Annotated in this window: 26 protein-coding genes; 14 read left to right on the top strand and 12 right to left on the bottom strand. The window is 64.0% G+C overall.

Features of this window, described 5'->3' with window-relative positions:
* Window positions 1-86: 86 nt before the first annotated feature.
* Entirely contained in the window at window positions 87-836 is a 750-nt protein-coding gene (locus CHB88_RS22190) for an ABC transporter substrate-binding protein (RefSeq protein ID WP_089401543.1), read from the top strand.
* 44 nt (window positions 837-880) lie between these two features.
* A complete protein-coding gene (locus CHB88_RS22185; protein WP_143131431.1) occupies window positions 881-1,384 on the top strand; it encodes a Cif family virulence factor in 504 nt (167 codons plus the stop codon).
* 59 nt (window positions 1,385-1,443) lie between these two features.
* On the opposite strand, the gene CHB88_RS22180 is transcribed toward CHB88_RS22185, so the two are convergent.
* The 4 genes from CHB88_RS22180 to CHB88_RS22165 form a co-directional block, all read right to left on the bottom strand.
* Window positions 1,444-1,914 carry a cupin domain-containing protein gene (locus CHB88_RS22180; RefSeq protein ID WP_089401541.1) on the bottom strand — a complete coding sequence of 157 codons (471 nt, stop codon included), beginning with the start codon at window positions 1,912-1,914 and terminating at the stop codon, window positions 1,444-1,446.
* 281 nt (window positions 1,915-2,195) lie between these two features.
* Window positions 2,196-2,594 (bottom strand): response regulator, encoded by a 399-nt coding sequence (locus CHB88_RS22175; RefSeq protein WP_089401540.1) that lies wholly within the window; start codon window positions 2,592-2,594, stop codon window positions 2,196-2,198.
* Window positions 2,595-2,697: 103 nt separating this feature from the next.
* A complete protein-coding gene (locus tag CHB88_RS22170) occupies window positions 2,698-2,973 on the bottom strand; it encodes a hypothetical protein (RefSeq protein WP_143131430.1) in 276 nt (91 codons plus the stop codon).
* A gap of 226 nt (window positions 2,974-3,199) precedes the next feature.
* Window positions 3,200-5,065 (bottom strand): AI-2E family transporter, encoded by a 1,866-nt coding sequence (locus CHB88_RS22165; protein WP_089401538.1) that lies wholly within the window; start codon window positions 5,063-5,065, stop codon window positions 3,200-3,202.
* Window positions 5,066-5,377: 312 nt separating this feature from the next.
* On the opposite strand from CHB88_RS22165, the gene CHB88_RS22160 reads away from it, so the two are divergent.
* Window positions 5,378-5,620 (top strand): hypothetical protein, encoded by a 243-nt coding sequence (locus CHB88_RS22160; protein ID WP_089401537.1) that lies wholly within the window; start codon window positions 5,378-5,380, stop codon window positions 5,618-5,620.
* A gap of 176 nt (window positions 5,621-5,796) precedes the next feature.
* Here CHB88_RS22160 and CHB88_RS22155 read toward each other — a convergent pair whose 3' ends face one another.
* Entirely contained in the window at window positions 5,797-8,082 is a 2,286-nt protein-coding gene (locus tag CHB88_RS22155; RefSeq protein WP_089401536.1) for a DEAD/DEAH box helicase, read from the bottom strand.
* A gap of 175 nt (window positions 8,083-8,257) precedes the next feature.
* Window positions 8,258-8,614: a hypothetical protein gene (locus tag CHB88_RS22150; protein ID WP_089401535.1), complete on the bottom strand. Its 357-nt coding sequence runs from the start codon at window positions 8,612-8,614 to the stop codon at window positions 8,258-8,260.
* Window positions 8,615-8,863: 249 nt separating this feature from the next.
* Here CHB88_RS22150 and CHB88_RS22145 point away from each other — a divergent pair, with 249 nt between their 5' ends.
* Window positions 8,864-9,832, top strand: a complete 969-nt coding sequence (locus CHB88_RS22145; RefSeq protein ID WP_245845172.1) for a Bug family tripartite tricarboxylate transporter substrate binding protein — start codon at window positions 8,864-8,866, stop codon at window positions 9,830-9,832.
* Between the two features lie 61 nt (window positions 9,833-9,893).
* Here the strand turns inward: CHB88_RS22145 and CHB88_RS22140 are convergent, their stop codons facing one another.
* Window positions 9,894-10,802 (bottom strand): pirin family protein, encoded by a 909-nt coding sequence (locus tag CHB88_RS22140; RefSeq protein ID WP_089401533.1) that lies wholly within the window; start codon window positions 10,800-10,802, stop codon window positions 9,894-9,896.
* A 66-nt stretch (window positions 10,803-10,868) separates the two neighbouring features.
* Window positions 10,869-11,522 (bottom strand): FMN-dependent NADH-azoreductase, encoded by a 654-nt coding sequence (locus CHB88_RS22135; RefSeq protein ID WP_425436147.1) that lies wholly within the window; start codon window positions 11,520-11,522, stop codon window positions 10,869-10,871.
* A 100-nt stretch (window positions 11,523-11,622) separates the two neighbouring features.
* Here CHB88_RS22135 and CHB88_RS22130 point away from each other — a divergent pair, with 100 nt between their 5' ends.
* Complete coding sequence (locus CHB88_RS22130; protein ID WP_089401532.1) at window positions 11,623-12,606, top strand: LysR family transcriptional regulator; 984 nt, start codon at window positions 11,623-11,625, stop codon at window positions 12,604-12,606.
* Between the two features lie 5 nt (window positions 12,607-12,611).
* Here the strand turns inward: CHB88_RS22130 and CHB88_RS22125 are convergent, their stop codons facing one another.
* Window positions 12,612-13,058 carry a helix-turn-helix domain-containing protein gene (locus CHB88_RS22125; RefSeq protein ID WP_089401531.1) on the bottom strand — a complete coding sequence of 149 codons (447 nt, stop codon included), beginning with the start codon at window positions 13,056-13,058 and terminating at the stop codon, window positions 12,612-12,614.
* 84 nt (window positions 13,059-13,142) lie between these two features.
* Here CHB88_RS22125 and CHB88_RS22120 point away from each other — a divergent pair, with 84 nt between their 5' ends.
* From CHB88_RS22120 to CHB88_RS22105, 4 genes are all read left to right on the top strand, one after another.
* Window positions 13,143-13,637: a DUF2938 domain-containing protein gene (locus CHB88_RS22120; RefSeq protein WP_089401530.1), complete on the top strand. Its 495-nt coding sequence runs from the start codon at window positions 13,143-13,145 to the stop codon at window positions 13,635-13,637.
* A 140-nt stretch (window positions 13,638-13,777) separates the two neighbouring features.
* Entirely contained in the window at window positions 13,778-14,194 is a 417-nt protein-coding gene (locus tag CHB88_RS22115) for a MarR family winged helix-turn-helix transcriptional regulator (protein WP_089401529.1), read from the top strand.
* 47 nt (window positions 14,195-14,241) lie between these two features.
* The gene (locus tag CHB88_RS22110; RefSeq protein ID WP_089401528.1) at window positions 14,242-14,631 is read left to right on the top strand and encodes a tautomerase family protein; all 390 of its coding nucleotides are present in this window, start codon (window positions 14,242-14,244) and stop codon (window positions 14,629-14,631) included.
* A gap of 216 nt (window positions 14,632-14,847) precedes the next feature.
* The gene (locus CHB88_RS22105) at window positions 14,848-16,764 is read left to right on the top strand and encodes an FAD-binding monooxygenase (protein WP_089401527.1); all 1,917 of its coding nucleotides are present in this window, start codon (window positions 14,848-14,850) and stop codon (window positions 16,762-16,764) included.
* 120 nt (window positions 16,765-16,884) lie between these two features.
* Here CHB88_RS22105 and CHB88_RS22100 read toward each other — a convergent pair whose 3' ends face one another.
* On the bottom strand, window positions 16,885-17,358 hold the full coding sequence (locus CHB88_RS22100; protein ID WP_089401526.1) for a MarR family winged helix-turn-helix transcriptional regulator: 474 nt from the start codon (window positions 17,356-17,358) through the stop codon (window positions 16,885-16,887).
* Between the two features lie 152 nt (window positions 17,359-17,510).
* On the opposite strand from CHB88_RS22100, the gene CHB88_RS22095 reads away from it, so the two are divergent.
* The 4 genes from CHB88_RS22095 (at window position 17,511) to CHB88_RS22080 (ending at window position 21,842) form a co-directional block, all read left to right on the top strand.
* Window positions 17,511-18,677, top strand: a complete 1,167-nt coding sequence (locus CHB88_RS22095) for an ABC transporter substrate-binding protein (RefSeq protein WP_089401525.1) — start codon at window positions 17,511-17,513, stop codon at window positions 18,675-18,677.
* Window positions 18,678-18,942: 265 nt separating this feature from the next.
* A complete protein-coding gene (locus tag CHB88_RS22090; RefSeq protein ID WP_089401524.1) occupies window positions 18,943-20,205 on the top strand; it encodes an acyl-CoA dehydrogenase family protein in 1,263 nt (420 codons plus the stop codon).
* Between the two features lie 16 nt (window positions 20,206-20,221).
* Window positions 20,222-20,779: a flavin reductase family protein gene (locus tag CHB88_RS22085; RefSeq protein ID WP_089401523.1), complete on the top strand. Its 558-nt coding sequence runs from the start codon at window positions 20,222-20,224 to the stop codon at window positions 20,777-20,779.
* Window positions 20,780-20,867: 88 nt separating this feature from the next.
* Window positions 20,868-21,842 carry an amidohydrolase family protein gene (locus tag CHB88_RS22080; protein WP_089401522.1) on the top strand — a complete coding sequence of 325 codons (975 nt, stop codon included), beginning with the start codon at window positions 20,868-20,870 and terminating at the stop codon, window positions 21,840-21,842.
* Window positions 21,843-21,997: 155 nt separating this feature from the next.
* Here the strand turns inward: CHB88_RS22080 and CHB88_RS22075 are convergent, their stop codons facing one another.
* Together CHB88_RS22075 and infA are read right to left on the bottom strand one after the other, a co-directional pair.
* Window positions 21,998-22,312: a hypothetical protein gene (locus CHB88_RS22075; protein WP_089401521.1), complete on the bottom strand. Its 315-nt coding sequence runs from the start codon at window positions 22,310-22,312 to the stop codon at window positions 21,998-22,000.
* 24 nt (window positions 22,313-22,336) lie between these two features.
* Window positions 22,337-22,555 carry a translation initiation factor IF-1 gene (infA, locus tag CHB88_RS22070; RefSeq protein ID WP_089401520.1) on the bottom strand — a complete coding sequence of 73 codons (219 nt, stop codon included), beginning with the start codon at window positions 22,553-22,555 and terminating at the stop codon, window positions 22,337-22,339.
* A 537-nt stretch (window positions 22,556-23,092) separates the two neighbouring features.
* Here infA and CHB88_RS22065 point away from each other — a divergent pair.
* The gene (locus CHB88_RS22065) at window positions 23,093-24,304 is read left to right on the top strand and encodes an ABC transporter substrate-binding protein (protein WP_089401519.1); all 1,212 of its coding nucleotides are present in this window, start codon (window positions 23,093-23,095) and stop codon (window positions 24,302-24,304) included.
* Window positions 24,305-24,317: the final 13 nt, after the last annotated feature.

The raw sequence follows: 24,317 nt of genomic DNA, 5'->3' as shown, positions 1-24,317 counted from the left end.
GCAAGGGAAGCAGAAAGGCACCGTGGGCGGCGCTTCGCGCGGCGGCGATACTGTGCCTGGCAACCGGACTCGCCGCATGCGGCTCGATGGCGCCGGGAGCCAAGGAGCGCACCGCGGCGGCATCCGAACTGGCGCCTTCCGGCAAGCTGCGGGCGGCCATCAATTTCGGCAATCCGATCCTGGCAACCAAGGATGCCGCCACCGGGGAAGCGCGCGGCGTTTCCGTGGATCTGGCGCGCGAACTCGGCAGGCGCCTCGGCGTGCCGGTTGAACTCGTCACCTATAACTCTGCCGGCAAGGTGGTGGACGGCGCCAGGACGAAGGAATGGGATATCGGCTTCGTCGCCATCGACCCGAAGCGCGCGCAGGACATGGATTATTCGGCGCCCTATGTGATCATCGAAGGCGCGTACCTGGTGCCGCAGGCATCGCCGATCAAGGTCAATGCCGACGTGGACCGCAAGGGCAACCGCATCGTGGTCGGCGCGGGAAGCGCCTACGATCTGTATCTGTCGCGGGAGATCAAGCAGGCGGAGCTGGTGCGGGCGCCCACCTCGCCGCTGGTCGCGGACATGATGGTCCGGGAATCCATGGAAGTGGCCGCCGGCGTAAAACAGCAGCTCGAGGCGGATGCGAAGCGCTTGCCCGGGCTGCGCCTGCTCGACGGCCGTTTCATGGTGATCAATCAGGCGATGGCGACGCCGAAGGAGCGGCCTGCCGGCAGCCGCTACCTGAGGGAGTTCGTCGAGGAGATGAAGCGCTCCGGCTTCGTCGCCGAGGCCTTGGCGCGCCACCGCATCGAAGGCGCCGCGGTGGCGCCGCCTGAGCAAAGGTAGCCGCACATCAACAAGGAAAAATAAAGGATCGGCACATGAGGCTTTTGGGTATCGCCGTCATGGTTTGCATTGGATACGGAATCTGGCATGCAGCCATTGGAGGAAAGCGGGTCAGCGACGCGCAGGTTCGGGAACTGTATCAACAGTATTGGGAAGCCTTCGACCGCGGGGATGCAAAGGCGGTCTGCGACTTGTTTTCCGACCAGGTGCACGGCCGATTCTCGAGCACCGCGCGCTCCATGCCCGTCACGGAAACGCTCGACAAGGCAACTGCCTGCGCATCCGTCGGGCAATTCCATGAGACGAAGCAGCGTCTCGAAGAGCGGGTAGGCAAGGCGCTTTACACCAACTTCGAGTACACCATCAAATCGATCGAGATCTCTCCCGACAGGAAGACCGCGACTGTCGAAGTGGCTACGGGAATGCGCATAGGCACCGAGCAGGGCGCGCTTCTCGACATGCGGTCGGAACAGACGGACGTGGTGAAGAGCAGCTTCGGCAAGGCGCAATTCGTGCAATCCGACGGCACGGTCAGCTTCTTTCGGTAGCACGGCGCCCGGCCGACCCGGCATGTCGCATGGCCGGGTCGTCCCGCGGCGCAGAAAGCCTACTGCACGAAAACTACGTCATCCTTGGGTTGCGGCGGAATCTTGATGGCGATCGCCTTCACCGGACCGTTCGCCACCATGGAGCCCGCGTGCGCCGTGCCTTTCGGGATGATGATCAGCGTTCCCGGCTTGAATTCCTTGCGCTCGTTCCCCAGCCACATCGAACCGCTGCCTTCGATGATGTACTGGATCTCATCGGTCTTCGGATGAATATGCTTGGCGACGTTGCCGGACTGGATGCCGACCGTCGCGTTCTCGGTCGTCACCAAGGGGCGCGCGTTCATTTCCGGGTTGGGCGTCGTGGGCAGGTCGGCATGCTTGAGGGCGGCCAAGTCGATCATCATCGGCTGCAGCGGCGCAGCTTGGGCATGGGCATCGTTGACGATGTGCCGGGCAAGGGGCGAGCAGAGCGCGCCCAGAACGAAGGCGCCGCATACGGCGGCGGCGAACGTGGCATTGGAATAACGCATGAAGTCTCCTGATTGTTGTGGATGAAAGCCATGGCCGGGCGAGGCATGTTTTCGCTGCGGCAAGGTGAAGTATAGAGCCAAGCCGGCGCGGCGGCTGCGCGTCATGGGCTGCGCCGGCGCATGGCCGGGCAGGACTGTTCCATGGAGCGGATGAGGAGGCGTTGCCGGCGGGCCTGATAGCCGACGCCGGCGGCCGATTCAGTGATGGCCGCTTTCATATGTCGTCCGGGACCTGGACGCCAGCCGGGAAAGCTTTCTTCTGCCGCCTGGGGAGAATCGTTTTACCGCCTGGCTAGAAAGGCGTTCATGTCGGCGATGCGGTAGGGCTTGGGGAGGAAGTCGAAATGCTGCGTCGCGGCTTCGGCGGCAACCAGGTCGGCGCGTCCCGATACCAGCAGCACGCGAAGCCAGGGATACATCTCGCGCGCGCGACGGGCCAATTCGATGCCGCTCATGCCGGGCATGGTCACATCGCTGATGAGGACCTGCACGTCCGGAGTGGCGCGGAGGCGATCGAGGGCTTCTTCCGCATTCGAGGCGGCAATCACTTCATGGCCGAGGAAGTGCAGGTAGTCGATCGCAAGTTCGAGCAGGTCGAGGTTGTCGTCAACCAGGAGTATCTTGCGATGTACCTGGTCTCGCGTTTCGGTTTCTCCCAGGTACTCAGATGCGGGCGGCATGATCGTCACAAGAGAAAAGTGCGCGGCAGGGGCGCATAGGTCAGCGACATCGCCGAAAAGGGCATGTTCCCTGAAACCCGATCGCTTCCTGCTCTCGGGGCATTCATTCGCGTTCCGGCCTGACGATGGCAATTACGCTGTAGTCATCGTCCGGGTTGAAAGGCACGACGACGTACCGGCTGTGCAGCAGCGTGTTCAGCAGCGCCTTATTGGCGAGCAAGTCGGCAGTCTGGAGGATGCGGTATATCCGGCCGTACTCGTTCTCGATGTCGACCTTGATGGTCTCCGCAACGGGCGCGGCGGGCAGATGCGCGAGCTGAAGCATCAGGTCCTGGTCACCCGGCAGGGCCATTTCTTCTTCAAAGGAATCAGGTTTCATTGTCGTATTTGCCATCAATCGATAAAGGATTGACGCAATCCGACTTTTTCGGTTCTCCAGCTTGACAAATTTCTGTCAGCTACCTGACATAACGTTGCATATTGCTAATGCCGCAGCGCCACAGCGGCTCCCTGATTTCCCGCAGCGCTCAGAAGGGCTGCGGGCTTTTTTTGCTTCAATCGCAGAAAAATTCAACGCTGCTGTGCGGCAATCAACCGCCAGGTTTTTACTGGCGCGGCGCTTCCGGTTGCGGATGGACGAAAGCCAGGCCTTCCTCGAAGGAGCGCAGAATCATGTCCACATGCAGTTCAATTAACTCCTCCGGCGCGAGCGCATCTTCGAAGGGCAGGCGGATCGTCACCAGCAACGCCTGCGGCAGGTCCGCCCGCAATTCGGCGGCGGCCGCCAGCCATGGCTCGAGCGCCGCATCGGTCGGATAGGTGATGAATACCGTCGAGACGAGGCCGCCCTTGTCGGCCCCGGGATTTTCCGACGCTGTGCCGATCACCACGCTTCTGGCATCGACCTCATCCTGGCGCAGCGCCCGCACCAGCAGTTCGCTCAGCAGGTCGTCGCGCTGGGAGCCAAGGCCGGCGCAGAGCACGACCGATTTCGCCGGCACGTCGAGCGGTCCCTGCCAGCGGCCGAAGCGGGCTTCGCGCAGCTGCCGCAGGTGAGCGCCGACGCTGGCGTCGATGAGTGAAGCCGGCCGCCGGCGCGGTCTGGCCAGACTGCCGGAGGAGGGCGTCAGCGCCTCGGCGATATCGATGATGGAGACGCGTATGCGCGCTTGCTGCGAGGCATCGATATCGCCTGAACTCAACTCATTGACCGCCAGCCCGAGTCCGGGCAGCAAGATCTGGTCGCAGTATCGTGCAAAGCCGTGTCGCCGCAGGTAGAGTTGCGCATCGCGGACGATGGCCTTGGTATCGCCGCTCAGCGCGCGCTGATAGAAGCGCTGTGCCGCCGTGACGTTCGGCGCCTCGCCGAGGAACACCGAAAGCGGTTCCAGCGCCCGCACATGCCGCCCCATGACTACCAGGCACAGCGTCAGTGGCGTCGACAGGAGCAGGCCCACTGGTCCCCACATCGCGCTCCAAAATAGCGCCGACAGGATCACCGCCAGCGGCGACAGTCCGGAACTGTGGCCGTACACCTTCGGTTCGACCACGTTCGCCACCAGCAGCTCGAGCACCAGGAACAGGCCGACGCAGTACAGGGACAGTGCCCAGCCGGGATCGATGGCGGCGACGAACAGGAGGGTGGCCGCGCCGGCGCCGAGAATGCCGAGGTAAGGCACGAAGCGCAGCGCGCCGCTAAGCGTGCCCCACAGCGCAGCGTGCGGGATGCCGCCCAGCCACAGCGCCAGCCCGACCGCCGCGCCGAAGGCGGCATTGACCACGAACTGGAAAAAGAAGAAGCGCGACACGCCCTGCGTCGCGTCGGCAAGCGTCTTGATGGTGCGGCTGGTCCGCGCATGCCCGGCGAACTGGACCAGCCGGTCCTTGAGCGACTCATGCTCCAGGGAGATGAACACCATCAGCAGCAGCACCAGGCCGGCTTCGCCGATCGGTCCGAGCGCCAAGGCCAGCAGCCGGGCCAGCGTGTCCTGGGTGGTGAGGCGCGGCGGGCGGATTTCCACCGGCACCGGCTGGCCGGGCGCAGGCGTCAACCCGGCGCCCTGGCGCGGCTTCGGCACATCGGCTGGCGGCTGCGGCACCAGGCCGCTCAGCTCGGCCTGGATGCGCGCGAAGGGGCGCTCGGTCAACTCCCGCACCTTGGCTACCTTGACGCGGATCGCCGCCCGGTACTGCGGCAGCTCGCGGGTGACCGCCGCCAGTTGTGACGCCAGGACGAGGGTCATGCCGACCACGCACGCGGCCGCAAGAAGAACCGCCGCCAGCGTGGCCGGCAGCCGTCCCCAGCCGAGGCGTTCCAGGGCCCGGATCAGGGGCGCCAGGATCAGGCTGAGGATGGCGGCCAGCGCGACCGGTTCGAGCACCTCGCGCCCGAAATGGAGCAGGGCCAGCAGGCAGGTCGCGCTGACCAGGGAACCGGCGGTCAGCCGGGAAAGGGATGGGAGTTCGCGCATGGGCTTGCCGTTGACGACACGGCCAGCGGTTCATGTCGACGAAAAAAGGCAAACGATATCGGAAAGCGCGCGATAGCGTCAAACGCCGTCCTTGCGCGGTGCGCGGGCCGAATCCTCATCGAATAACGGCCGGTGGAGCTCGTGAGATCGGACGTTGCCGGTCGACCGGACCGGCCGTTCCCGATGAAGCGCCGGTTCCCGGAACGGACCAGCCCATGTCCCGCGGCTATCGACAGGCGCCGTTCGATACTCCCGGCCGGTTGACGTCACCTGCCGCGTGTCCTACCTTGAAACTCTACCCATGGAGGAACCATGTCCAGGAAAGCAGAGAACGCAGAGAAAGCGGAGAAAGCGCAGCATCTTGCCCAGGTCGAACAACGCATTGCGGAAGAAGAGGAGCGGCTCATGCTTCAACGCCAGCGCATCGCGGAAGCACGGGCGATGGGGTGGCCGACAGAGGAACACGAGGTCTTGCTCTCGATCATGCAGAACAAGCTTCACGACATGCAGGTACAGCGGCGCCCCCTGATGCCGAAGCAGAAAGGCGCCCACTGACATTCCTGCCGGCGCATCACCGATCGGCTGACGGTTGCCGGCCCGCGGGAGAAGCGGGCCGGCCGCTGCCGGCGCATGCGTCCATCACGAACACCGAACGGCTCAAAGGCAGTAATCGACTCGCGCCGTTGTCAGGGCGATGGCGCGCTGCGCAGCGGGTGAAGTAGCCTGACGGGTCAGGACTGCTTTCCGCCCTTGCGATGCGCCCTGGGTTTGGCCGCATCCGCGCTGCGCCTGTCCGCTCCGGTGTTTCCCCGGGCAGGCGGCCTGTCTCCGGTCTGCTTGCGGTGCGCACCGTTGCGGGCGGTGGCGTCCTGCTCTCCGGGAGCATGGCTGATGCGCAGCTGCTGGCCGGAGACCGTCACCGTTTTCAACTGCTCGAAGATCTCCCTCGGCATGCCTGCCGGGAGTTCGAGCGTGCTGTAGTCAGCATGAATGTCGATGCGGCCGATATGCCTGGCCTCCAGGCCCGCTTCGTTGGCGATGGCGCCGACGATGTTGGCCGGCTTCACGCCATGCGCATGTCCCACTTCGATGCGGTAGGTCTGCATGCCCACGGGATTGCGGCCGGCGTCGCGCGCCTTTTTCGGTGCCGGCGTCTCGCTGGCCTGCGCGCCGCGTTCCTGCAGGTCCCTGCGTGGCGGCTTGCCGGGACGGTCGCCGGCGTCCTCCGGCGCAGACGGGCCGGCCTTCCCGCTCCTGCCGGCCGCCATGGACTCGCCCTCGCGGCTGATGCGCAGTTGCTGGCCGGCGACCCACACCTTCTTGAGGTGGTGGAGGAGATCGTCCGGCATGCCTTCTGGAAGATCCAGCGTGCTGTAATCGTCGTAGATTTCGATGCGGCCGATATGCCTGGCCTCCAGACCCGCTTCGTTGGCAATGGCGCCAACGATATTGCCCGGCTTCACACCGTGCACGTGGCCCACTTCGATGCGGTAGGCCTGCATGCCGGCTTCCGGCGGGCGGTCGACGCGCGGCTTTTTGGCGAAGGCGCGCTCGCCGAACTCCCGATCCGCCGGCCGGTCGGGTTGCACGAAGGTGCGGTTGTTGCGGTCGGGCCGAGCCGGGCGGTCCATGCGCTCGGCGCGATCGCCGGACGGATGGCCGCGCTCCGCGCGTTCATGCTGCGGCTCGCGCCGGTCCTGGTCGAGCAGCAGCGGCACGTCGCCGCGCGCCAGTTTCGCGAGCGCCGCGGCGATCTCGACCGCCGGGACATTGCTTTCGCGTTCATAGTCTTCGATAAGGGAGCGGAATTCTTCCAGCCCTCCCGCCGCCAGCGTTTCGCTGATCTGGTCCTTGAAGCGGGTGATGCGCACGTCGTTGACCGCCTGGATGGACGGCAGGGTCATGGGCGAAACCGGCTGGCGCGTCGCGCGCTCGATCGCCTTGAGCAGGTTGCGCTCGCGCGGCGCGATGAACAGGATCGCTTCGCCGCTGCGTCCGGCGCGGCCGGTACGGCCGATGCGGTGCGTGTAGCTCTCCGGGTCGTACGGCACGTCGTAGTTGATCACGTGGCTGATGCGTTCCACGTCCAGTCCCCGCGCCGCCACATCGGTCGCCACGAGGATGTCGATCTTGCCGTCCTTGAGCAGCTGGATCGTGCGTTCGCGCTGCTGCTGCGCCATGTCGCCATTGATGGCGGCGGCGGAGAAGCCGCGCGCCTGCAGCTTGGTCGCCAGCTCCTCCGTGCCGAGCTTGGTGCGCGCGAAGATGATCATGCCGTCGAAGGGCTCGGCTTCCAGGATGCGCGTGAGCGCATCGAGCTTGTGCAGGCCGCTGACCAGCCAGTAGCGCTGGCGGATGTTTTCCGCCGTCCCGGTTTTGGCAGCGATGGTGACTTCCGCCGGGTTGCGCAGGTAGGTCTGGGCGATGCGACGGATCGCGGAAGGCATGGTCGCGGAAAACAGCGCGGTCTGACGCGACTCCGGCGTTTGCTGCAGGATGGTTTCGACGTCGTCGATGAATCCCATGCGCAGCATCTCGTCCGCCTCGTCGAGCACCATGGTCTTGAGCTGGGAAAGGTCCAGGGATTGCTTTTCCATGTGATCGATCACGCGGCCGGGCGTGCCCACCACCACCTGCACGCCGCGCCGCAGCGCGCTCAGCTGCGGACCGTAGCTCTGGCCGCCGTATATCGGCAGCACATGAAAGCCGGGGATGTGCGTGGCATAGCGCTGGAAAGCCTCGGCGACCTGAATGGCCAGCTCGCGCGTCGGCGCCAGCACCAGGGCTTGCGGCACGCCCTGGCTGACGTCGATGCGCTCGAGGATGGGCAAGGCGAAGGCCGCGGTCTTGCCGGTGCCGGTCTGCGCCTGGCCGATGACATCCCGCCCTTCCAGCAGGACCGGGATGGTCGCCGCCTGGATGGGCGAAGGGGATTCGTAACCCAGTTCCTGCAGCACTTTCAGGATGGGCGGTTTCAGCTTGAGGTCAGTAAAAAGGGGGAAGGTATTGTCGGACATAACGGATCTCGCAGGGTCTCGAATCGAGACGGATGATGGATTTGCCGTGCAGTCTACTCCGATGCGACCGGGTACGATATTGGCCGGGCGTTTTTGCCGCATCGAAGACGCGCCGAATGCCGGCGCAGGCGTTGCGCCTGTTGTCTTGCGGATAGATGAGACTCGAAGGCGGCGCTCAGCGGCTGGATGAGGGCGGCCGGGGGCGCGAGGCGTCGGCCGGGGCGGGATGAGGAGCGCGCGGCTGATTCAGGATCCGGCGCAGCGCGCCGATCTTGCACCATGCGAAGTAATCGATGAACAGCACGAAAGCCAGCTCGCTGCCGGGCCTTTCGTCCTGGAGCCAATCCGGCAGGTGGCCGATGAACACCAGGTTGAGCAGGCCCACGGTGACGGCGACGAGCGCCTGCAGGCGATACAGCAGCAGCCTTCCTTCCTGACCCGACTCCTGGCAGTAATCGCGGTACAGGCTGTGGAAGAGGTCATGCGGAAGGCGGACCACCGCCCACAGAAAATACGCGAAGCAACGAAGCATGATGCAGTGTCCTGTAGCCGGTTGCGGCGTTGATGGAACGCCAGTCCAGTGCAAAGTGCGATACGCAATGACACGTTAACCGGTTACGCTTGAACTTATCGGGCGCTGCGTCAAACTTTGCGCTGCTTGCGGCAGCAAGGGCAAGTCGTTCAGCCGCCGTCCGGTGAATCGCGGCATCGGATTGGAAGCACCTGACGCGGCGGTATTGCTGGCTTTTTTGTCGAACGGAGATACGCCATGAAATTCCGCATGAACAGGAAAACCGCATTCGCCCCCGCGCTGATGGCGCTCGGCGCCGCCTTGCCGCTGCAGGCCGTGGCCGCATGGCCCGAGAAGCCTGTCCAGATGGTGGTGCCTTTCGGTCCAGGCGGCGCCAACGACCTCATGGCCCGCGTCGCCGCCACCGGCTTGTCGAAGCGGCTGGGGCAGCCGGTCATCATCGAGAACAAGCCGGGCGCGGGCGCCATCGTCGGCGCCGAGTACGTCGCCAAGTCCAAGCCGGACGGCTATACCTTCCTGATCGGCGCCGCCGGCGTCGTCACCAACAGCATGCTTCGGGCCAAGATGCCTTATGCCGATAGCGACCTGGTGCCGGTGGGCATGATCGCGGTGGCGCCTTCGGTCATCGTCGTCAATTCGGATTTCCCCGCCAGCAATCTGAAGGAGCTGATCGCTCAGGCCAAGTCCCGGGGCAAGGAGGGGTTGACCTTCGCCACCGCGGGGAGCGGCAGCACGCCGCACTTCGTCGAGGAAATGCTGAAGGAAGCAACAGCAATCCCGTTCGTGCTGGTTCCCTTCAAGAGCGGCCAGGAAGGCGTTAACAGCGTCATCGGCCATAACGTGGACGTCACTTCGGAAGCGAGCATCGTGGTCCTGCCGCAGGTCAAGGCCGGGCGGCTGAAGGCGCTGGCGACGACCTATCACAAGCGCATCTCCGCCTACGACCAGCTCCCGACGGCCGCGGAGCAGGGCTTCCCCGGCGTCTCCATCGGCCACTGGGCCGGCGTGTTCGCGCCGAAGGGCACCCCCCAGGAGGTGATCGACAGGATGAGCCGCGAGCTGCAGGAGGTGATGAAGTCCAAGGAAGCGGTCGATCAGCTGGTTCCTTCCGGCATCGAGCCGGCGCCCGGCACCACGGCCGATTTCACCGCCTTCCTGAACAAGGAGCGCACCCGGCTGGGCGCCTTGGCGAAGAAGGCGAACATGAAGTCGGAGTAGCCATCCGGCGGAAAACCGCATGCCCGAACCTGGCGGGAACCGGGCATGCGGTTTGACTGCTTCACTGGCCGGGCGCGAATCTGCCCGCCTGAAAATCCGCCACGGCCTGGAAGATTTCCTGGTTGGTGTTCATCACGAACGGCCCGTACTGGGCGATCGGCTCGTTGAGCGGCTGTCCGGCGATCAGCAACACCCGCGCAGCGCCGCCGGTCTTGATCGTCACGCCATCGGCTCCGGCTTCGTTCTTCAGGATGGCCATCGATTGCGCCGGCACCGTGCTGCCGCCGATGTCGGCCTCGCCCCGGCACACGTAGACGAAGGCATTGTGGCCGGCGGGCAGTGGCTGGGCGAAGCTGCCCGCCGCATCGAAATGCAGGTCGAGGTAAAGCGGCTGCGTCGCCTCCCGCTGCACCGCGCCGGCCACCCCGTGGCTTTGGCCGGCGATGACGCGCGCGGTCACGCCTTCCTCGGTTCGGAATTCCGGGATGCTGCCGCTGGCGATGTCGCGATACCAGGGCGCGCTCATCTTGTCCCTGGCGGGCAGGTTCAGCCATAGCTGGAACCCTTCCATGCGCCCATCCTGCTGCTCCGGAAGTTCGGAGTGGATCACGCCACGGCCGGCCGTCATCCATTGCACCCCGCCATTCTCCAGCAAGCCTTCGTTGCCGGCGCTGTCGCGGTGGCGCAGGCGGCCGGCGATCATGTAGGTCACGGTTTCGAAGCCGCGATGCGGATGGTCCGGGAAGCCGCCGATGTAATCCTGCGGATCGTCGGTGCCGAAGGCATCGAGCATGAGGAAGGGGTCGAGCCGGCGCTGCAGTGGCTGCGTCAGCACCCGGGTGAGCTTCACGCCGTCGCCGTCGGTGGCAGCGACGCCCTTGATCAGCCGCTCCACCGTGCGCGAGTGGCGGACGATGGCTCCCTTGATGCCGGGGATGTCGGACGTGACGGAGATTGCTTGGTCGGACATGGCGAATTCCTTTCTGGTGTTCGGAGACTGGCTAGCGGCGCCCGGGAAGCCAGCGGCAGCCAGCCCTCAGGCGGCCACCGACTCGTCGATCTCTGCGCGGGCCGCGGCCAGCCCTTGCTGTTCCGCTTCTGCGCCGAGGGCCAAGCCTTCGGCATAGACGAATTGCACGTCGTTCATGCCGAGGAAGCCCAGCACGGTTTTGAGGTAGGGCGCCTGGGTATCCGCCGCGGTGTCGCGATAGACGCCGCCGCGCGTCAGCGCCGCATACACCTTCTTGTTTTTCAGCAGGCCTTCCGGGCCGTTGGCAGTGTACTGGAAGGTCACCCGGGCGCGCGAAATGGCATCGATCCAGTTCTTCAACTGCGCCGGCACGCCGAAGTTGTACATCGGCACGCCCAGCACCACCACGTCGGCCGCCTGGATTTCCGCGATCAGGGCATCGTCCTGGGCCACACGGGCGGCCTGTTCCGGCGTGCGCTGCTCCGCCGGCGTGAACAAGGCCTGCAGCGCCGCTTCATTCAACTCGGCCGCCGGGGTGCGCGCGAGGTCGCGCACCGTGACGGCGGCGCCGGGGTGGGCAAGCTTCAGCCGTGCGGTGATGGCGTTGGCCAGGCTGGTGGAGTGGGAACCGTCGGCGCGGGCGCTGGAATTGACTTGCAGGATGTTAATGGCCTTGTCCTTGTCTGGGGTATCGGGGTATCGGAGAATCGATGAAGCCATTCTAGGCGTCGCAAAAACATACCGGAAGACGCTAGAATGGATAACATTGTTCCGCCAATGGGACAATGTTATCCATCAACCGACGAGAAGGGGCGCTGCCATGGACCTCGAGCCGAATGACTTGCTGCTGTTTGCCCGCGTGGCGGATGAAGGCAGTTTCAGCCGGGCGGCACAGCGGGTCGGCCTGCCCAAGTCCACCGTTTCGCGGCGCATCGCCGCCCTCGAAGGCCATCTCGGCGAACGTCTGCTGCTGCGCACGACGCGCCAGCTGACGCTTACCGATTTCGGCAGGAGCATGCTCGAGCATGCGCACCAGGTGGCGTCTGAAGTCGAGGCGGCTGCCTCCCTGGCCCAGCATCGGCAGGCGCGCCCTGCCGGGCGGCTGCGGGTATCGATGCCGGGGGATCTGGCCAACGTGGTGCTGGCTCCGATGCTCGCGCGCTTCCTGCGGGATTACCCCGCCATCCAACTGCAACTCGACCTGTCCCCGCGCCGGGTCGACTTGATCGGGGAGAACTTCGATCTCGCCATCCGCGCCGGCAGCCTGCCCGACGATGCAACGCTGGCCGCCCGGCGCCTGGCGGTCTTGTCGGTGGGGCTGTACGCATCGCCGGCTTACCTGGCACGGCAGGGCCGGCCGGCCCATCCCGCCGACCTGGCCGGGCATGCGGTGCTGCGGCTGCTGCAGCCGTCGGGCCAGGCGGCGAACTGGATTTTGAGCCGCAGGACCGAGCGCTTCGACCTGGCCGCGATGGCCACCGTGCAGAGCGGCGCCGTCAATTCGCCGGAACTGCTGATCCGCCTGGCCTGCCTTGATGCCGGCATCGTCGCCGTGCCCGATCACTTTGCCTATGCCCAGGTGCAAAGAGGCGAATTGGAGACCGTCCTGCCCGGGTGGAACCTGCCGTCCGAAACGGCCTGGGCCGTGTTCCCCGGCCGCCGCCTGATGCCCGCCCGCACCCGGGTCTTTCTCGACGCCCTTCAGCAGGAATTCTCCGGGCCGGCCTGCCAGGCGCAGGAAGAGAAGGTGCGCAGGATGCTGGACGGCGTGGAGAAGCGGCCGCCTGGCGATCAGCCGCGTTGAGCGTTTTACGCTTTCTTGCCTCGCTTGCCGGTCGGCCCGATGTCCTTTCCCTGCCGCCGGCTCTCCAGGGCACCCGATGCCGCGGCCTTGAGCAGGCGCCGGAAAGTCGGGCATTCGGCATGGCTCGGCGCCCGGCATGCGGCAGCGTGCCGCAGTCCCCGGCTCACCGCGCGCAATTGTGCGATGGTGCGGTTGATTTCATCGGCCTTGCTGGACAGAAGCTGCCGGTTGATGGCAGGGCCGCCGCTCGGCGACAGCATCGAGCCGATCTCATCCAGGGATAATCCCGCGGCCTGGCCTAGCGCGATCAAGGCGAGCTGATCCAGCACCTCCGGATTGAACTGCCGCCGCAGGCCCTGCCGGCCCGTCGAGGCAATCAATCCCTTGCGTTCGTAGTAGCGCAGCGTCGATGCCGGAACGCCGGAGCGTCCGGCAACCTCGGCGATATCCATGGCAAACCCTCCTTGACTTGAAGTCGACTTCAACTTCTATAGTGGGCTCATCAAGTTCACCCGTCAAACGAAAGGAGCATTGCCATGACCGCCACCGAAGCCTTTGTGCGAATCATTTTGCTTGGAACCGGCGCCACCGCCGTGATGGATGCCTGGCTTCTGCTGCTGAAACGCATGGGTGTGCAGACCCTGAATTTCGCGTTCATCGGCCGATGGGTCGGGCACTGCTTCCGCGGCACGCTGGTTCATCCATCCATCGGCAAGGCGCTGCCCATTCCCGGAGAACGCGTCCTCGGCTGGCTGGGCCACTATGCGATCGGCATCGCGTTCGCGGGCTTGCTGGTCGGCCTGGAAGGGACAGCCTGGATGCGCGCGCCGTCGCTCCTGCCCGCCGTCGCGGTTGGCCTGGGCACGGTCGCGGTGCCCCTGCTGGCGATGCAGCCCGCCATGGGCATGGGCATCGCCGCTTCCAGGACGCCGACTCCGTTCAGGAACTGCATGCGCAGCGTGGTCAATCACGCCGTCTTCGGCCTGGGCCTCTATCTCGCCTCGGCCGCCGTCGAATGGTTCATCCGGTAAAGGCTCTGTATCCGTGGCCGCAAGTCCGATCCCCGCTGGCATGGGAGAAGGGGACTGCTGGTGGGCGTGCGGACAAAAATAAATCCGACCGGGCCTCGAAAGTAATTGCATAGCTAACTTTTTATGCCTAAAATGCCTTCATGTTCGACCACTGCCTTTATTTCAATACCACTGCGCTGGCCCGCTCGCTGGAGCGGGTATGGACGCAGGCTTTCAAGCCATTCGGCCTCACACCCTCTCAAGCCTTCATGCTGCGGGTGGTGCTGGCCAAGCCGGCGCTGCTGCAGAACGAACTGGCCCGGGAACTGGCCATCTCCCGGCCCACCGCCAGCCGGACGCTGGATGGCTTGCAGAAGCTGGGACTGGTGGAACGCCGCGCCACCGAGACGGACGGCAGGGAGTTTGCCATCCATCCGACGGCCTTGGCGCAAGGCATGAAAGACGGCCTCAATGCCGCAAGCGCCGCGGTGACGAGGCGGCTGAAGCAGGAACTCGGTCAAGGCCACTTCGACGAAGCCGTGTCGAGGATGAGGAAAGTGCGCTCCACGCTGGAGTGAAATTTTTTTACCAATGTAGTTGCATAGCTAACTAAACGGAGAATGAAATGCCCATACTGAACGTCAAGGTAAGCGCTGCAAAGTCGCCTGAACTGACCAGGGAAATCGCCGAATTCCTTCTGGACCTCACCACGCGCATCCTCAGGAAGAAACGGGAAGTGACGTCGATTGCGATCGACTACGTCGACCCGGAAAGCTGGATAGTCGGCGGCAGATCGCTGAGCGAGCAGGGAAAGAACAGCTTTTATTTCGACATCAAGATCACGGACGAAACCAACACGAAGGATGAGAAAGCGCTTTATATCCGGGAGGCGTTCGACGGCTTCGCCAGGATCCTCGGCAGCGTGCACGAGGAAAGCTACATTTATGTGCAAGATGTGCGGGCGGCATCCTATGGCTACGGCGGCCTGACGCAGGAGTATCGCTACCACCACTAGATGAACCTCGCTTCGGCATGTCGCACGAGGGCGGCGCGCGGCCCTTCCGGAAAACCGGATGGAAGCGGCCGGGTTTCGCCGTTATCGCACGAACCGGCATCGGTGGACGAACACGACCGTCATGCCGGCTTAGTCCTTTCTCCAGCACTTATTGTCCGGCCCCGCCGGACCAAGCCATGAAATACAATGGCGGTAATAACCAAGAGGAGACCGCTCATGCAATTTCATCTCGACGGATTTCGCCCCGGCGATCCGCATCTTCATCCCGCTTCGCCCCTCGCCCGACCGCACACCGATAGCGCGCCTGCGCAGGTGGATGTCCTCATCGTCGGCTGCGGCCCGGCCGGGCTGACGCTCGCCGCGCAGCTCGCGGCGTTTCCTGAAATTCACACCGCCATCGTCGAGCAGAAGGACGGGCCGCTGGAGAAAGGGCAGGCCGACGGCATTGCCTGCCGCACGATGGAAATGTTCGAGGCCTTCAATTTCGCCGAGCGTGTCCTCAAGGAATCCTGCTGGATCAACGAGGTCACGTTCTGGAAGCCGGACGAAGATAACCCGCGCAACATCGTGCGCCATGGACGCGTGCAAGACACCGAGGACGGCCTGTCGGAGTTTCCGCACGTGGTGCTCAACCAGGCGCGCGTCCACGATTTCTACCTCGAGACCATGCGCAATTCGCCCAGCCGGCTGGAGCCGCATTACGCGCGCAAGCTGCTGGATGTGAAGGTGGACGAGTCGGCGGCGGATTATCCGGTGACGGTGACGCTGGAGCGCACGGATCCGGCGCATGCCGGGCAGCGGGAGACGGTGCGCGCCCGCTACGTGGTCGGCTGCGACGGCGCGCGCAGCGCCACCCGCGCCGCCATCGGACGCGAATTGATGGGCGAGGCGGCGCACCAGGCCTGGGGCGTGATGGATGTGCTGGCGGTGACCGACTTTCCGGACGTGCGCTACAAGGTGGCGATCCAGTCCCGCGCGGGCAGCCTGCTGATCATTCCGCGCGAGGGCGGGTATCTCGCGCGGCTGTACGTGGAAATGGACAAGCTGGGCGAGGATGAACGCGTGGCGCAGCGCCAGATCACGGTTGAGCAGCTGATCGGCGCGGCGCAGCGCATCTTCCATCCCTACACGCTGGATGTGAAGGAAGTGGCCTGGTGGTCGGTGTACGAGATCGGCCACCGCATCTGCGACAAGTACGACAACGTCACCGCCGGACAGGAGAATGAAAAGCTGCCGCGGGTATTCATCGCCGGCGACGCCTGCCATACCCACAGCCCGAAGGCGGGCCAGGGCATGAACTTCTCGATGCAGGACACCTTCAATCTCGGCTGGAAGCTGGCCGCCGTGCTGCGCGGCCAGTGTCCTCCCTCGCTGCTGCACAGCTACAACGCCGAGCGCCGGACGGTGGGAAAGCAGCTGATCGACTTCGACAGCGAGTGGGCCAGGATGATCAGCGAAAAGCCGGCCGATGGCAGCGGCGGCGGCGTGGACCCCAAGGAGTTCCAGAAGTATTTCGAGCAGCACCTGCGCTTCACCGCCGGCATGGGCACGAAGTACAGCGCCTCGCTGATTTGCGGCGACCAGACGCATCAAGCCCTGGCCACGGGCTTTGAAGTGGGAACGCGCTTCCACTCGGCCGAAGTGCTGCGCATTACCGATGCCAAGGTGGTCCATCTGGGCCACGCAGGCAAGGCCGACGGACGCTGGCGGCTTTACGCCTTCGCCGGCAGGAACGATGCTTCGGACGACGGCAGCGGCGTGCGCGCCCTGTGCCGCTTTCTCGAAACCTCGCCCGATTCGCCGGTGCGCCGATACACGGCCGCGAACCAGGACCCGGACGCCGTATTCGACCTGCGCGCCGTGTTCCAGGACAGCCATGTCGACCTCGCGATCGAAACCATGCCGGCACTGTTGTGGCCGCAGAAAGGGCGCCATGGCCTGCATGATTACGAGAAGGTGTTCAGCGCCAGGCTCAAGCATGGCCCCGATATCTTCGACCTGCGCGGCGTGAATCGGGAGCAGGGTGCGCTGGTGGTGGTTCGGCCAGACCAGTACATCGCCCTGGTGCTGCCTTTGGATGCCCACCGAGCCCTGGCCGATTTCTTTGCGGGCTTCATGTTGCCGCAAGGTTGAGGCGCAGTCGGGATCGCTTCAGACGAGCTGGAGCGATCCACCCCGCGTCCTTGATTGTCTTCCGGGGCCGGTTCAAGGCAGGCAACATCGCGCCCAAGCCCACGGCGCCGGAAGAGCCTTCTACGTTACCTGCGGCCCGAGCGATGAGATGTTCGTATAGATCTTCCGCAGCAACTGCTTGAGCAGCACCGCTTCTTCCAGCGATATGTTCGTCAGCGCGATTCTTTCGTACAGGTCTGCCAGCGGGGCAACCTGAACCGCCAGGTTCTTGCCGGATTTGGTTAACACCACCGTCACCGAACGCCTGTCTTCGAGCGAAGGCTTGCGCTTCACCAGTTCCTTCTTTTCCAGTGTGCCCACCAGGCGCGACAACGTCGAGATGTCGATGGACGTGTGCTCGGCAAGCTGCGTCATGCGCTGGCCGTTTTCGTGCAGCAGCGAGGCAAGCACGCGCCACATGGGCAGCGTGATGTTGAACTTCTGGATCTCGATGGAAAAGGATTCGCCGATGCGCACGCCTGCCCGGTTGAGCAGGTAGGGAAGGGCATTTTCAAGGGAATAGTCCTGCAGGACAAAATGATCAGCTTCGGCCATGGTGAAAGATTAGCACAAAAGTGCTTGCGTTTTCAAATAAAAGGTGGTGCAATATATTTGCATCTGCAAATAAAAATACCGCCGGAACGATGCTGAGCCACCGGTGGCAGGCATGAAAAGGTACGAACCTTTCTCAATGACAGGAGACGAGCATGCGCTTTCATTTCTCATTGGTTCCCGTGGCGGTCGCTGCTTTGCTGTCGGCATCGGCTGCATCGGCGCAGGTCAAGATAGGCTTTACCGGCGTGCTGTCGGGCGGCGAAGCGGCCGTCGGGCAGGATCAGATCGACGGTTTCATGCTCGGGCTGGAGCAGCTCAACGGCAAGCTCGGCGGGCAGGCCGCCACCGTGCTCCGGGAGGATGACCGCCTGAAGCCCGAACTCGGCTTGCAGACCGTGCGCAAGTACATCGAAAAGGACAAGGTCAATGTGATCCTCGGCCTGGGGTTTTCCAATGTGCTGATGGCCAGCCTCAAGCCGATCGCCGAGTCGGGCGTCGTCGCCATTGCCACGCAGGCCGGTCCGTCGCCGATCGCCGGAGCCGCCTGCTCGCCAAACCTGTTTTCGCTCGCCTGGCAGAACGATGGCGCAGCCGAAGCCATGGGCAAGTTCGTGCAGGAAAAGGGATACAAGAAGGTTTATCTGCTGGCGCCGAACTTCCAGGCAGGCAAGGACATGCTCGCCGGATTCAAGCGCTACTACAAGGGCGAGATCATCGATGAGGTGTACACCCAGATCGGCCAGACGGATTATTCCGCCGAAATCGCCCAGCTCGCCGGCAGCCAGGCCGACGCGGTATTTGCCTTCTATCCGGGCGGAATGGGCGTGAACTACATACGTCAGTCGAGCCAGGCCGGCCTGTTGAAGAAACTGCCGAATTTCTCCGTATTCACCGTCGATGGCACCACCATGCCAGCTCTCGGCGACGCCGCCGTCGGCACCTACTCGGGCGCGATGTGGGATGTCGCCGTCGACAATCCCGAAAACAAGAAATTCGTCTCTGCGTTCGAGGCCAGGTACAAGCGAACGCCGAGCGAGTATGCCGCCACGGGCTACGATGCCGCGCGTCTGCTCGATGTCGCCGTCGCCAAGGTGGGCGCCAATCTCAACGACAGGAAGGCGCTTGCCGCAGCGGTCAAGGCGGCAGGCCAGGAATTCAAGTCGGTCCGGGGCCCGTTCCGCTTCAACACGAACAATCTCCCGATCCAGAATTACTATGCCTTCGAGGTGGTGAAGGAGGGCGGCAAGCAGGCCATCAAGATGCTCGGCACCGTGCTGACCGAGCACAAGGACGCCTATTCCGCCAAATGCGGCATGTAGCAGCCCAGGCGCGCCTGACCCTTGCCGCTGCGGTATCCCGGCCGGCGGGCTGTCCTGGATGAAGTGCAAGACCGCTGCAGGGCAATCGTGCGGTCAGGCGTTGTTTAGTTCTGCGGCGACCCAGCCGCAGCGGCCTCTCGGCAGCATCTGGCCCCAATGGTCGATTTTCGCCGTATTCAGCATCACCAGTGAACCGGCATTTTATTTGTAAATGCAACAATAAGCGGCTGTGCACTCGACACCCGACTTGCAAGGAGAACTACTGATGAATGACCGAGCCAGATTCACCTACGGCGACCTCGGATTGCGCGATGCGATCGGACGCAGCTCCCCTGTCGCGGATGCGCCGTCGATAGACCAATTGATCGACAATGCCCGCGAACTGGTGCCCCGGCTGAAGGAAAGGGCGCAGCGTACCGAAGCGGAGCGCCGCGTCTCCGACCAGACCAGCCGCGAATTCCGGGATGCGGGCTTCTACAAGCTGATGCAGCCCGCGCGCTTCGGCGGCTATGAATACGGCTTCACCGCATTCATCGACATCATCAGCGAACTGGGGCGCGGATGCACCTCCTCTTCCTGGAGCTGTTCGCTGGGCGCCGTTCACCAGTGGCTGGTCGGCACCTTCCCGCTGCAGGCGCAGGAAGACGTCTGGAACGCCAATCCCGATGCCATCGTGTGCGTCTCCTATGCGCCATCCGTCAAGGCGGCGCGCACCGACGGCGGCTACCTGATTGAGGGTAAATGGCACTGGGCGTCGAATATCGACAACTCGCAGTGGGCACTGGTCGGCGTCATGTTTCCGCCGGATGACGAGCATCCGGCGCCTTACCCGGGCTTTCTGCTGGCGCCGCGCGAGGACTGGGAGATCGACGATACCTGGTTCGTCGCCGGCCAGGCGGGCACCGGCTCCAAGACGGTGGCCATCGACAAGCCGACTTTCGTGCCTGAGCACCGGAAGATCACCTTTGCCGAACTCTCGTCGAATGCACCGCCGGGCAGCCTGGTGAACCTCAATCCGCTCTATCGCATCCCGTTCCTGTCCGCCGTGCCGGTTTGCCTGGTGTCGCCGCTGCTGGGCACGGCCCAGGGCGCGATCGACGAATTCATCGCGATGGCCGGTTCGCGCGTGACGCGCGGCGCCGTCGCCGGCGGCGGCGCGCAGCTGTGCGACTTTTTCCCGGTGCAGTCGAGACTGGCCGAAGCGACCGCCTCGCTCGACGCGGCGCGCTTGCTGATCTACCGGGACACCGCCGAGGTCGAAGCCATGGCGGCCTGCGGACAAAAGATCAGCGTCGAACATCGCATCCGCAACCGGCGCGACCACGCATTCGCGGCCAAGCTGTCCCGTGAAGCCATCGATGCGCTGTTTACCTGCGTCGGCGGCGCCGGCCTGGCGCTGAGTCAGCCGCTGCAGCGCATGTGGCGTGACGGCAATGCGATTTCGAAGCACATCAGCCTGAACTGGGACGCCGTATCGTCCATGTGCGGCCAGCACTTGCTGGGCCTCGAACCCAAGGGCCAGTACTAACAAAGCCGGGGAAAACATGTACTCCTGGATCGATGGCCTGGAAGCCGCACCGCCGAACGCCGATTCGCGGCAGCTGCGCATGGCGTTGAGCGCTTTCATGACGGGCGTCTGCCTGGTCACCACCGTCGGCGAGGACGGCAAGCGCGAAGGCATGACGATCAACTCGTTCTCGTCCGTGTCGCTGCAGCCGCCGCTGGTTTTATGGAGCATTCGCGACGATGCCAGGAGCGCCGACGCGTTCCTCGGAAGCGGCCGATTCGCCATTCATGTCCTGGCGGAGGAACACCAGGAACTGGCCCTGCATTTCGCCCGACCCGCGCCCGACAAGTTCGAAAAGTATGTGTCCGAGTTCGAGGCTGGCCTGCACGGCTGCCCGCGCTTGCGCGGCGCGCTCGCCACGTTCGAATGCAGCACCTATTCGCGGCACAAGGAAGGCGACCACACCATCCTGATCGGCAGGGTGGAGCGGTTTTCATCCTGCGCTGCGGCGCCGCTGGTGGCGCACGCCGGCAGGCTGGGCCCGGTGGACGAGATTGCCGACGCGCTCAGGAAAGCCAGGGAAACCGCTTCCTGAATGTTTGAGAAAAACCGGCCTGGCGGGCCGGCGAGTTGGCTCGCGAAGCGCCGGATGATTGCTTATATGGATTCAACAGGAGACAAGCATGCAAGGAAAGATAGCGCTCGAAGAACATTTCGCCATCGCCGACACCATCGGCGATTCCCAGGTCTACGCCCGACCGGAAGTGTGGGAGGGACTGAAATCGAAGCTGCTCGATTTCGAGACCCAGCGCCTGGAGCAGATGGACAAGCATGGCGTCGAGTACGCCATCCTGTCGCTGAATTCGCCGGCGGTGCAGGCGATTCACGATGTTCCGCGCGCCATCGAGGTGGCACGCAAGGCCAACGACATCCTGGCGGAGCAGGTCGCGCGCCATCCGAAGCGCTTCGGCGGCTTCGCCGCGCTGCCGATGCAGGATCCGGAAGCCGCGGCGCGCGAGCTGGAGCGATGCGTGAAGGAGCTCGGTTTCCACGGCTTCCTGGTCAACGGCTTCTGCCAGGTCGGCGACGAGAATACGGTGGCCTACTACGACGCCGACCAGTACCGGGATTTCTGGCAGGCGGCGGCCGCGCTGGAAAAGCCGTTCTACATGCATCCGCGCGATCCGCTGCTGCAGCGCGAGCCGATCTACGAGGACAACCACTGGCTGACCGGCCCGACTTGGGCATTTGCGGTGGAGACCAGCGCCCATGCGCTGCGCCTGATGGGCAGCGGCCTGTTCGACCGCCATCCCCAGCTGCAGATGATCCTCGGACACTTCGGCGAGGGAATTCCGTTCAACATCTGGCGCATCGACCACATCCTGCGCAAGGGACGCCGGGGCCTGCGCGCCGACCGCGAGATCGGCGACTACCTGCGCAGCAATGTCCACCTCACCACCAGCGGCAATTTCCGGACGCCGACGCTGCTGAGCTCCATGCTGGAGATGGGCGCCGACCGCATCATGTTCTCGGTCGACTATCCGTTCGAGAAGCATGAGGATGCGGCGACCTGGTTCGACAGCGTTCACATCAGCGAGAACGACCGCGTCAAGATTGGACGGCAGAACGCGATCAGGCTGTTCGGGCTGGACCTCTGACTCGTTGCGCCATGCCGGCCGTCGCACGCGGGATACCGGTTGCGGCGGCTGCGGGCACGAAATGAGGGGGATCGATCCCGGGATCCGGTGCGCAGACCCGCTCCCACCTTGGAACAGGGGCCCGCGCAAGCGCGGGCGCTCAGGGCTTCAGGCGCTCATGAACCGGCCAGCGCTTCCTGCACCAGTTCGGCCTGTTCCTTGTCGCTCATGCGCTCCCAGGTTTCAGCCGGGATATTCATCGCTGCCTGGGTGCGCTCGCCGGCATCGCGCCAGGCATCTGCGATGGCATCGCCTTCGGTGGGCTGGTTTTGCTCGGAACTGGCATCCGCCGTGCTCCAGCTCCATCCCGATTTCCGGGTCACGCTGTCGAAGGCATAACCCAGCGCCTCCAGAATTTCCTTCCTGTCGGCCGCGCCCGACGACACCTTGCCGTTCTTGAAGCTGGAACCGCCTTTGGATTTCTTGAACATGTCGGAGCCGATGCCTTTCGTCTGCTATTTGGAGCGGAACACGATGCGCGCCTTGCTCAGGTCATAGGGCGTCATTTCCACGGTCACCTTATCCCCAGGCAAGATCTTGATGTAGTTTTTGCGCATCTTTCCGGAAATATGACCGAGCACCTTGTGCCCGTTTTCCAGTTCGATCGTGAAGGTTGCACTGGGAAGGTTTTCCAGGACCTTGCCCTGCATCTGGATGACATCGTCTTTGGACATTGATTGCCTTTCGTTGGTTTTTGAAGGGTGGCATTGCGCGCGCAGTCTACTGCAATCCTCGCGCCGCGTGCCGTTTGCCACCGCGTGATGAGAATGAAGATGGAGGCGATCCGGAATTAATCAACCATTTTTAGGCGTGCGACCGGCATCGCGTGGCCAGGCATGTTCCCTCCATCGATCGCTGCATGAGGCTGGCTTCCTGGCGCTCCTCGCCACATAGGTAAGCGCAGGGCATATGCGATCGTGAAGATGGATGCTTCAAGACCCCGCCGGCTGGGGGCTGGTATGACCAAGAATAAGAATCGTTAACATAGGTAAATAATCGGTTTGCGGTTCTATGCTAGCCTAGCAATGCCACTGGGGAACCCCGCCGGAAGCCGGGAGCGGACCACTCCAGGAGAGAAGCAGGCGCAGGATGGCTGCAATGGTGTTTTGGCAGCGGCATCAGAAGTCGATTGATCAGTTTCAGCGGTAGCGGACTGGCGCCACCCGGCGACCGGCCCAGCCAGATTCCAGAATTCATAACAGGAGACAGGAATGAAACGGTTCGCTTTGCTCGCTCTATCCCCCTTACTCATCGTAGCCGGCGGAACCGCATCCGCCGCCGACCCGATCGCCATCGGCATCAGCATTGCGCAATCCCCGCCGGGCTCCGTGGTCCAGGGCACTCAGGTCAAGGACGGCGTCGAGATCGTGAAGGACATGATCAATGCGCAGGGCGGCGTGCTCGGCCGCCAGATCAAGCTCGTCTACGAAGACAACCAGGGCATTCCCGAAAAAGGCCGCGCCGCCACCGAGAAGCTGATCGCCCGAGACAAGGTGGTTGCCGTCGCCGGCGGCCATCAGAGTTCGGTGTGCCTGGCCGAGATGGAAGTGGCGCATCGCTCCCAGGTCCCCTACATCAATACCAACTGCTGGTCGGACGACATCCGGAAGAAGGGCTATCCCGAAGTCTTCAACCCCTCCAACTACAACACCCGGGTGTCCACGGCCATGGCGGAGACCATCGGCGCCATGGGCGTCAAGCGCGTGGTGGCCTTTGCCGAAAACACCGACTACGGCATCGGGCAGGCCAAGCTGATGGCCGAGCTGATCAAGGCGAAGGCGCCCGGCGTCGAATTCAAGTACGAAACCCTCGACCGCGCCGGCAAGGACTTCACGCCGGCCATTCTGCCCCTGCGCGCCAATCCGCCCGACATGGTGGTCAACATCATGCTGCCGCCGGCCGCCTACATCGTGATGAATCAGCTGTACGAGCAGGGCGTGGCGCCGAGCGCGAAGACCTGGAGCTACGACGGCGCCGGCATCGCCGACTACCCGGACTTCTGGCAGAACGTCAAGGAGGCCGGGAAATACATGGTGTCGTTCGGCCTGTACCACCCGAAAATGCCGATGCCGGCTCTGGGCCAGCAGGTCGCCGCCGAATACAAGAAGCGGACCAAGAACGACCCCAACCGTCTCATCTTCCAGGCCGCCGACTCGCTGCTGCTGATCGTGGATGCGATCAAGCAGGGCAACAGCGCCGAACCGGCGTCCATCATCAAGACCATGCAGGGCATGAACTTCAGCGGCGTCCGCGGCAGCTTCCAGTTCTCGAAGGAGCCGGGCTACAAGTTCCAGCAATGGGTGGACATCCCCTATGTGAACTATCAGCTGACGGCGGTGAATCAGCCGATCGGGGATTCCGTCCTCATTCAGGGGCCGGGCGAAAAGCTCGACGTAAAAAAGCTGGTCAAGCCGGCCAAGTAAGCCCGCCCACCCA

Origin of the sequence: Noviherbaspirillum humi (genome assembly GCF_900188095.1) — a bacterium.
In the GTDB taxonomy this organism is placed as follows: domain Bacteria; phylum Pseudomonadota; class Gammaproteobacteria; order Burkholderiales; family Burkholderiaceae_D; genus Noviherbaspirillum; species Noviherbaspirillum humi.
The sequence above is the reverse complement of the archived record's forward strand: the minus strand, read 5'-3'. Positions and strand labels throughout refer to the sequence as shown.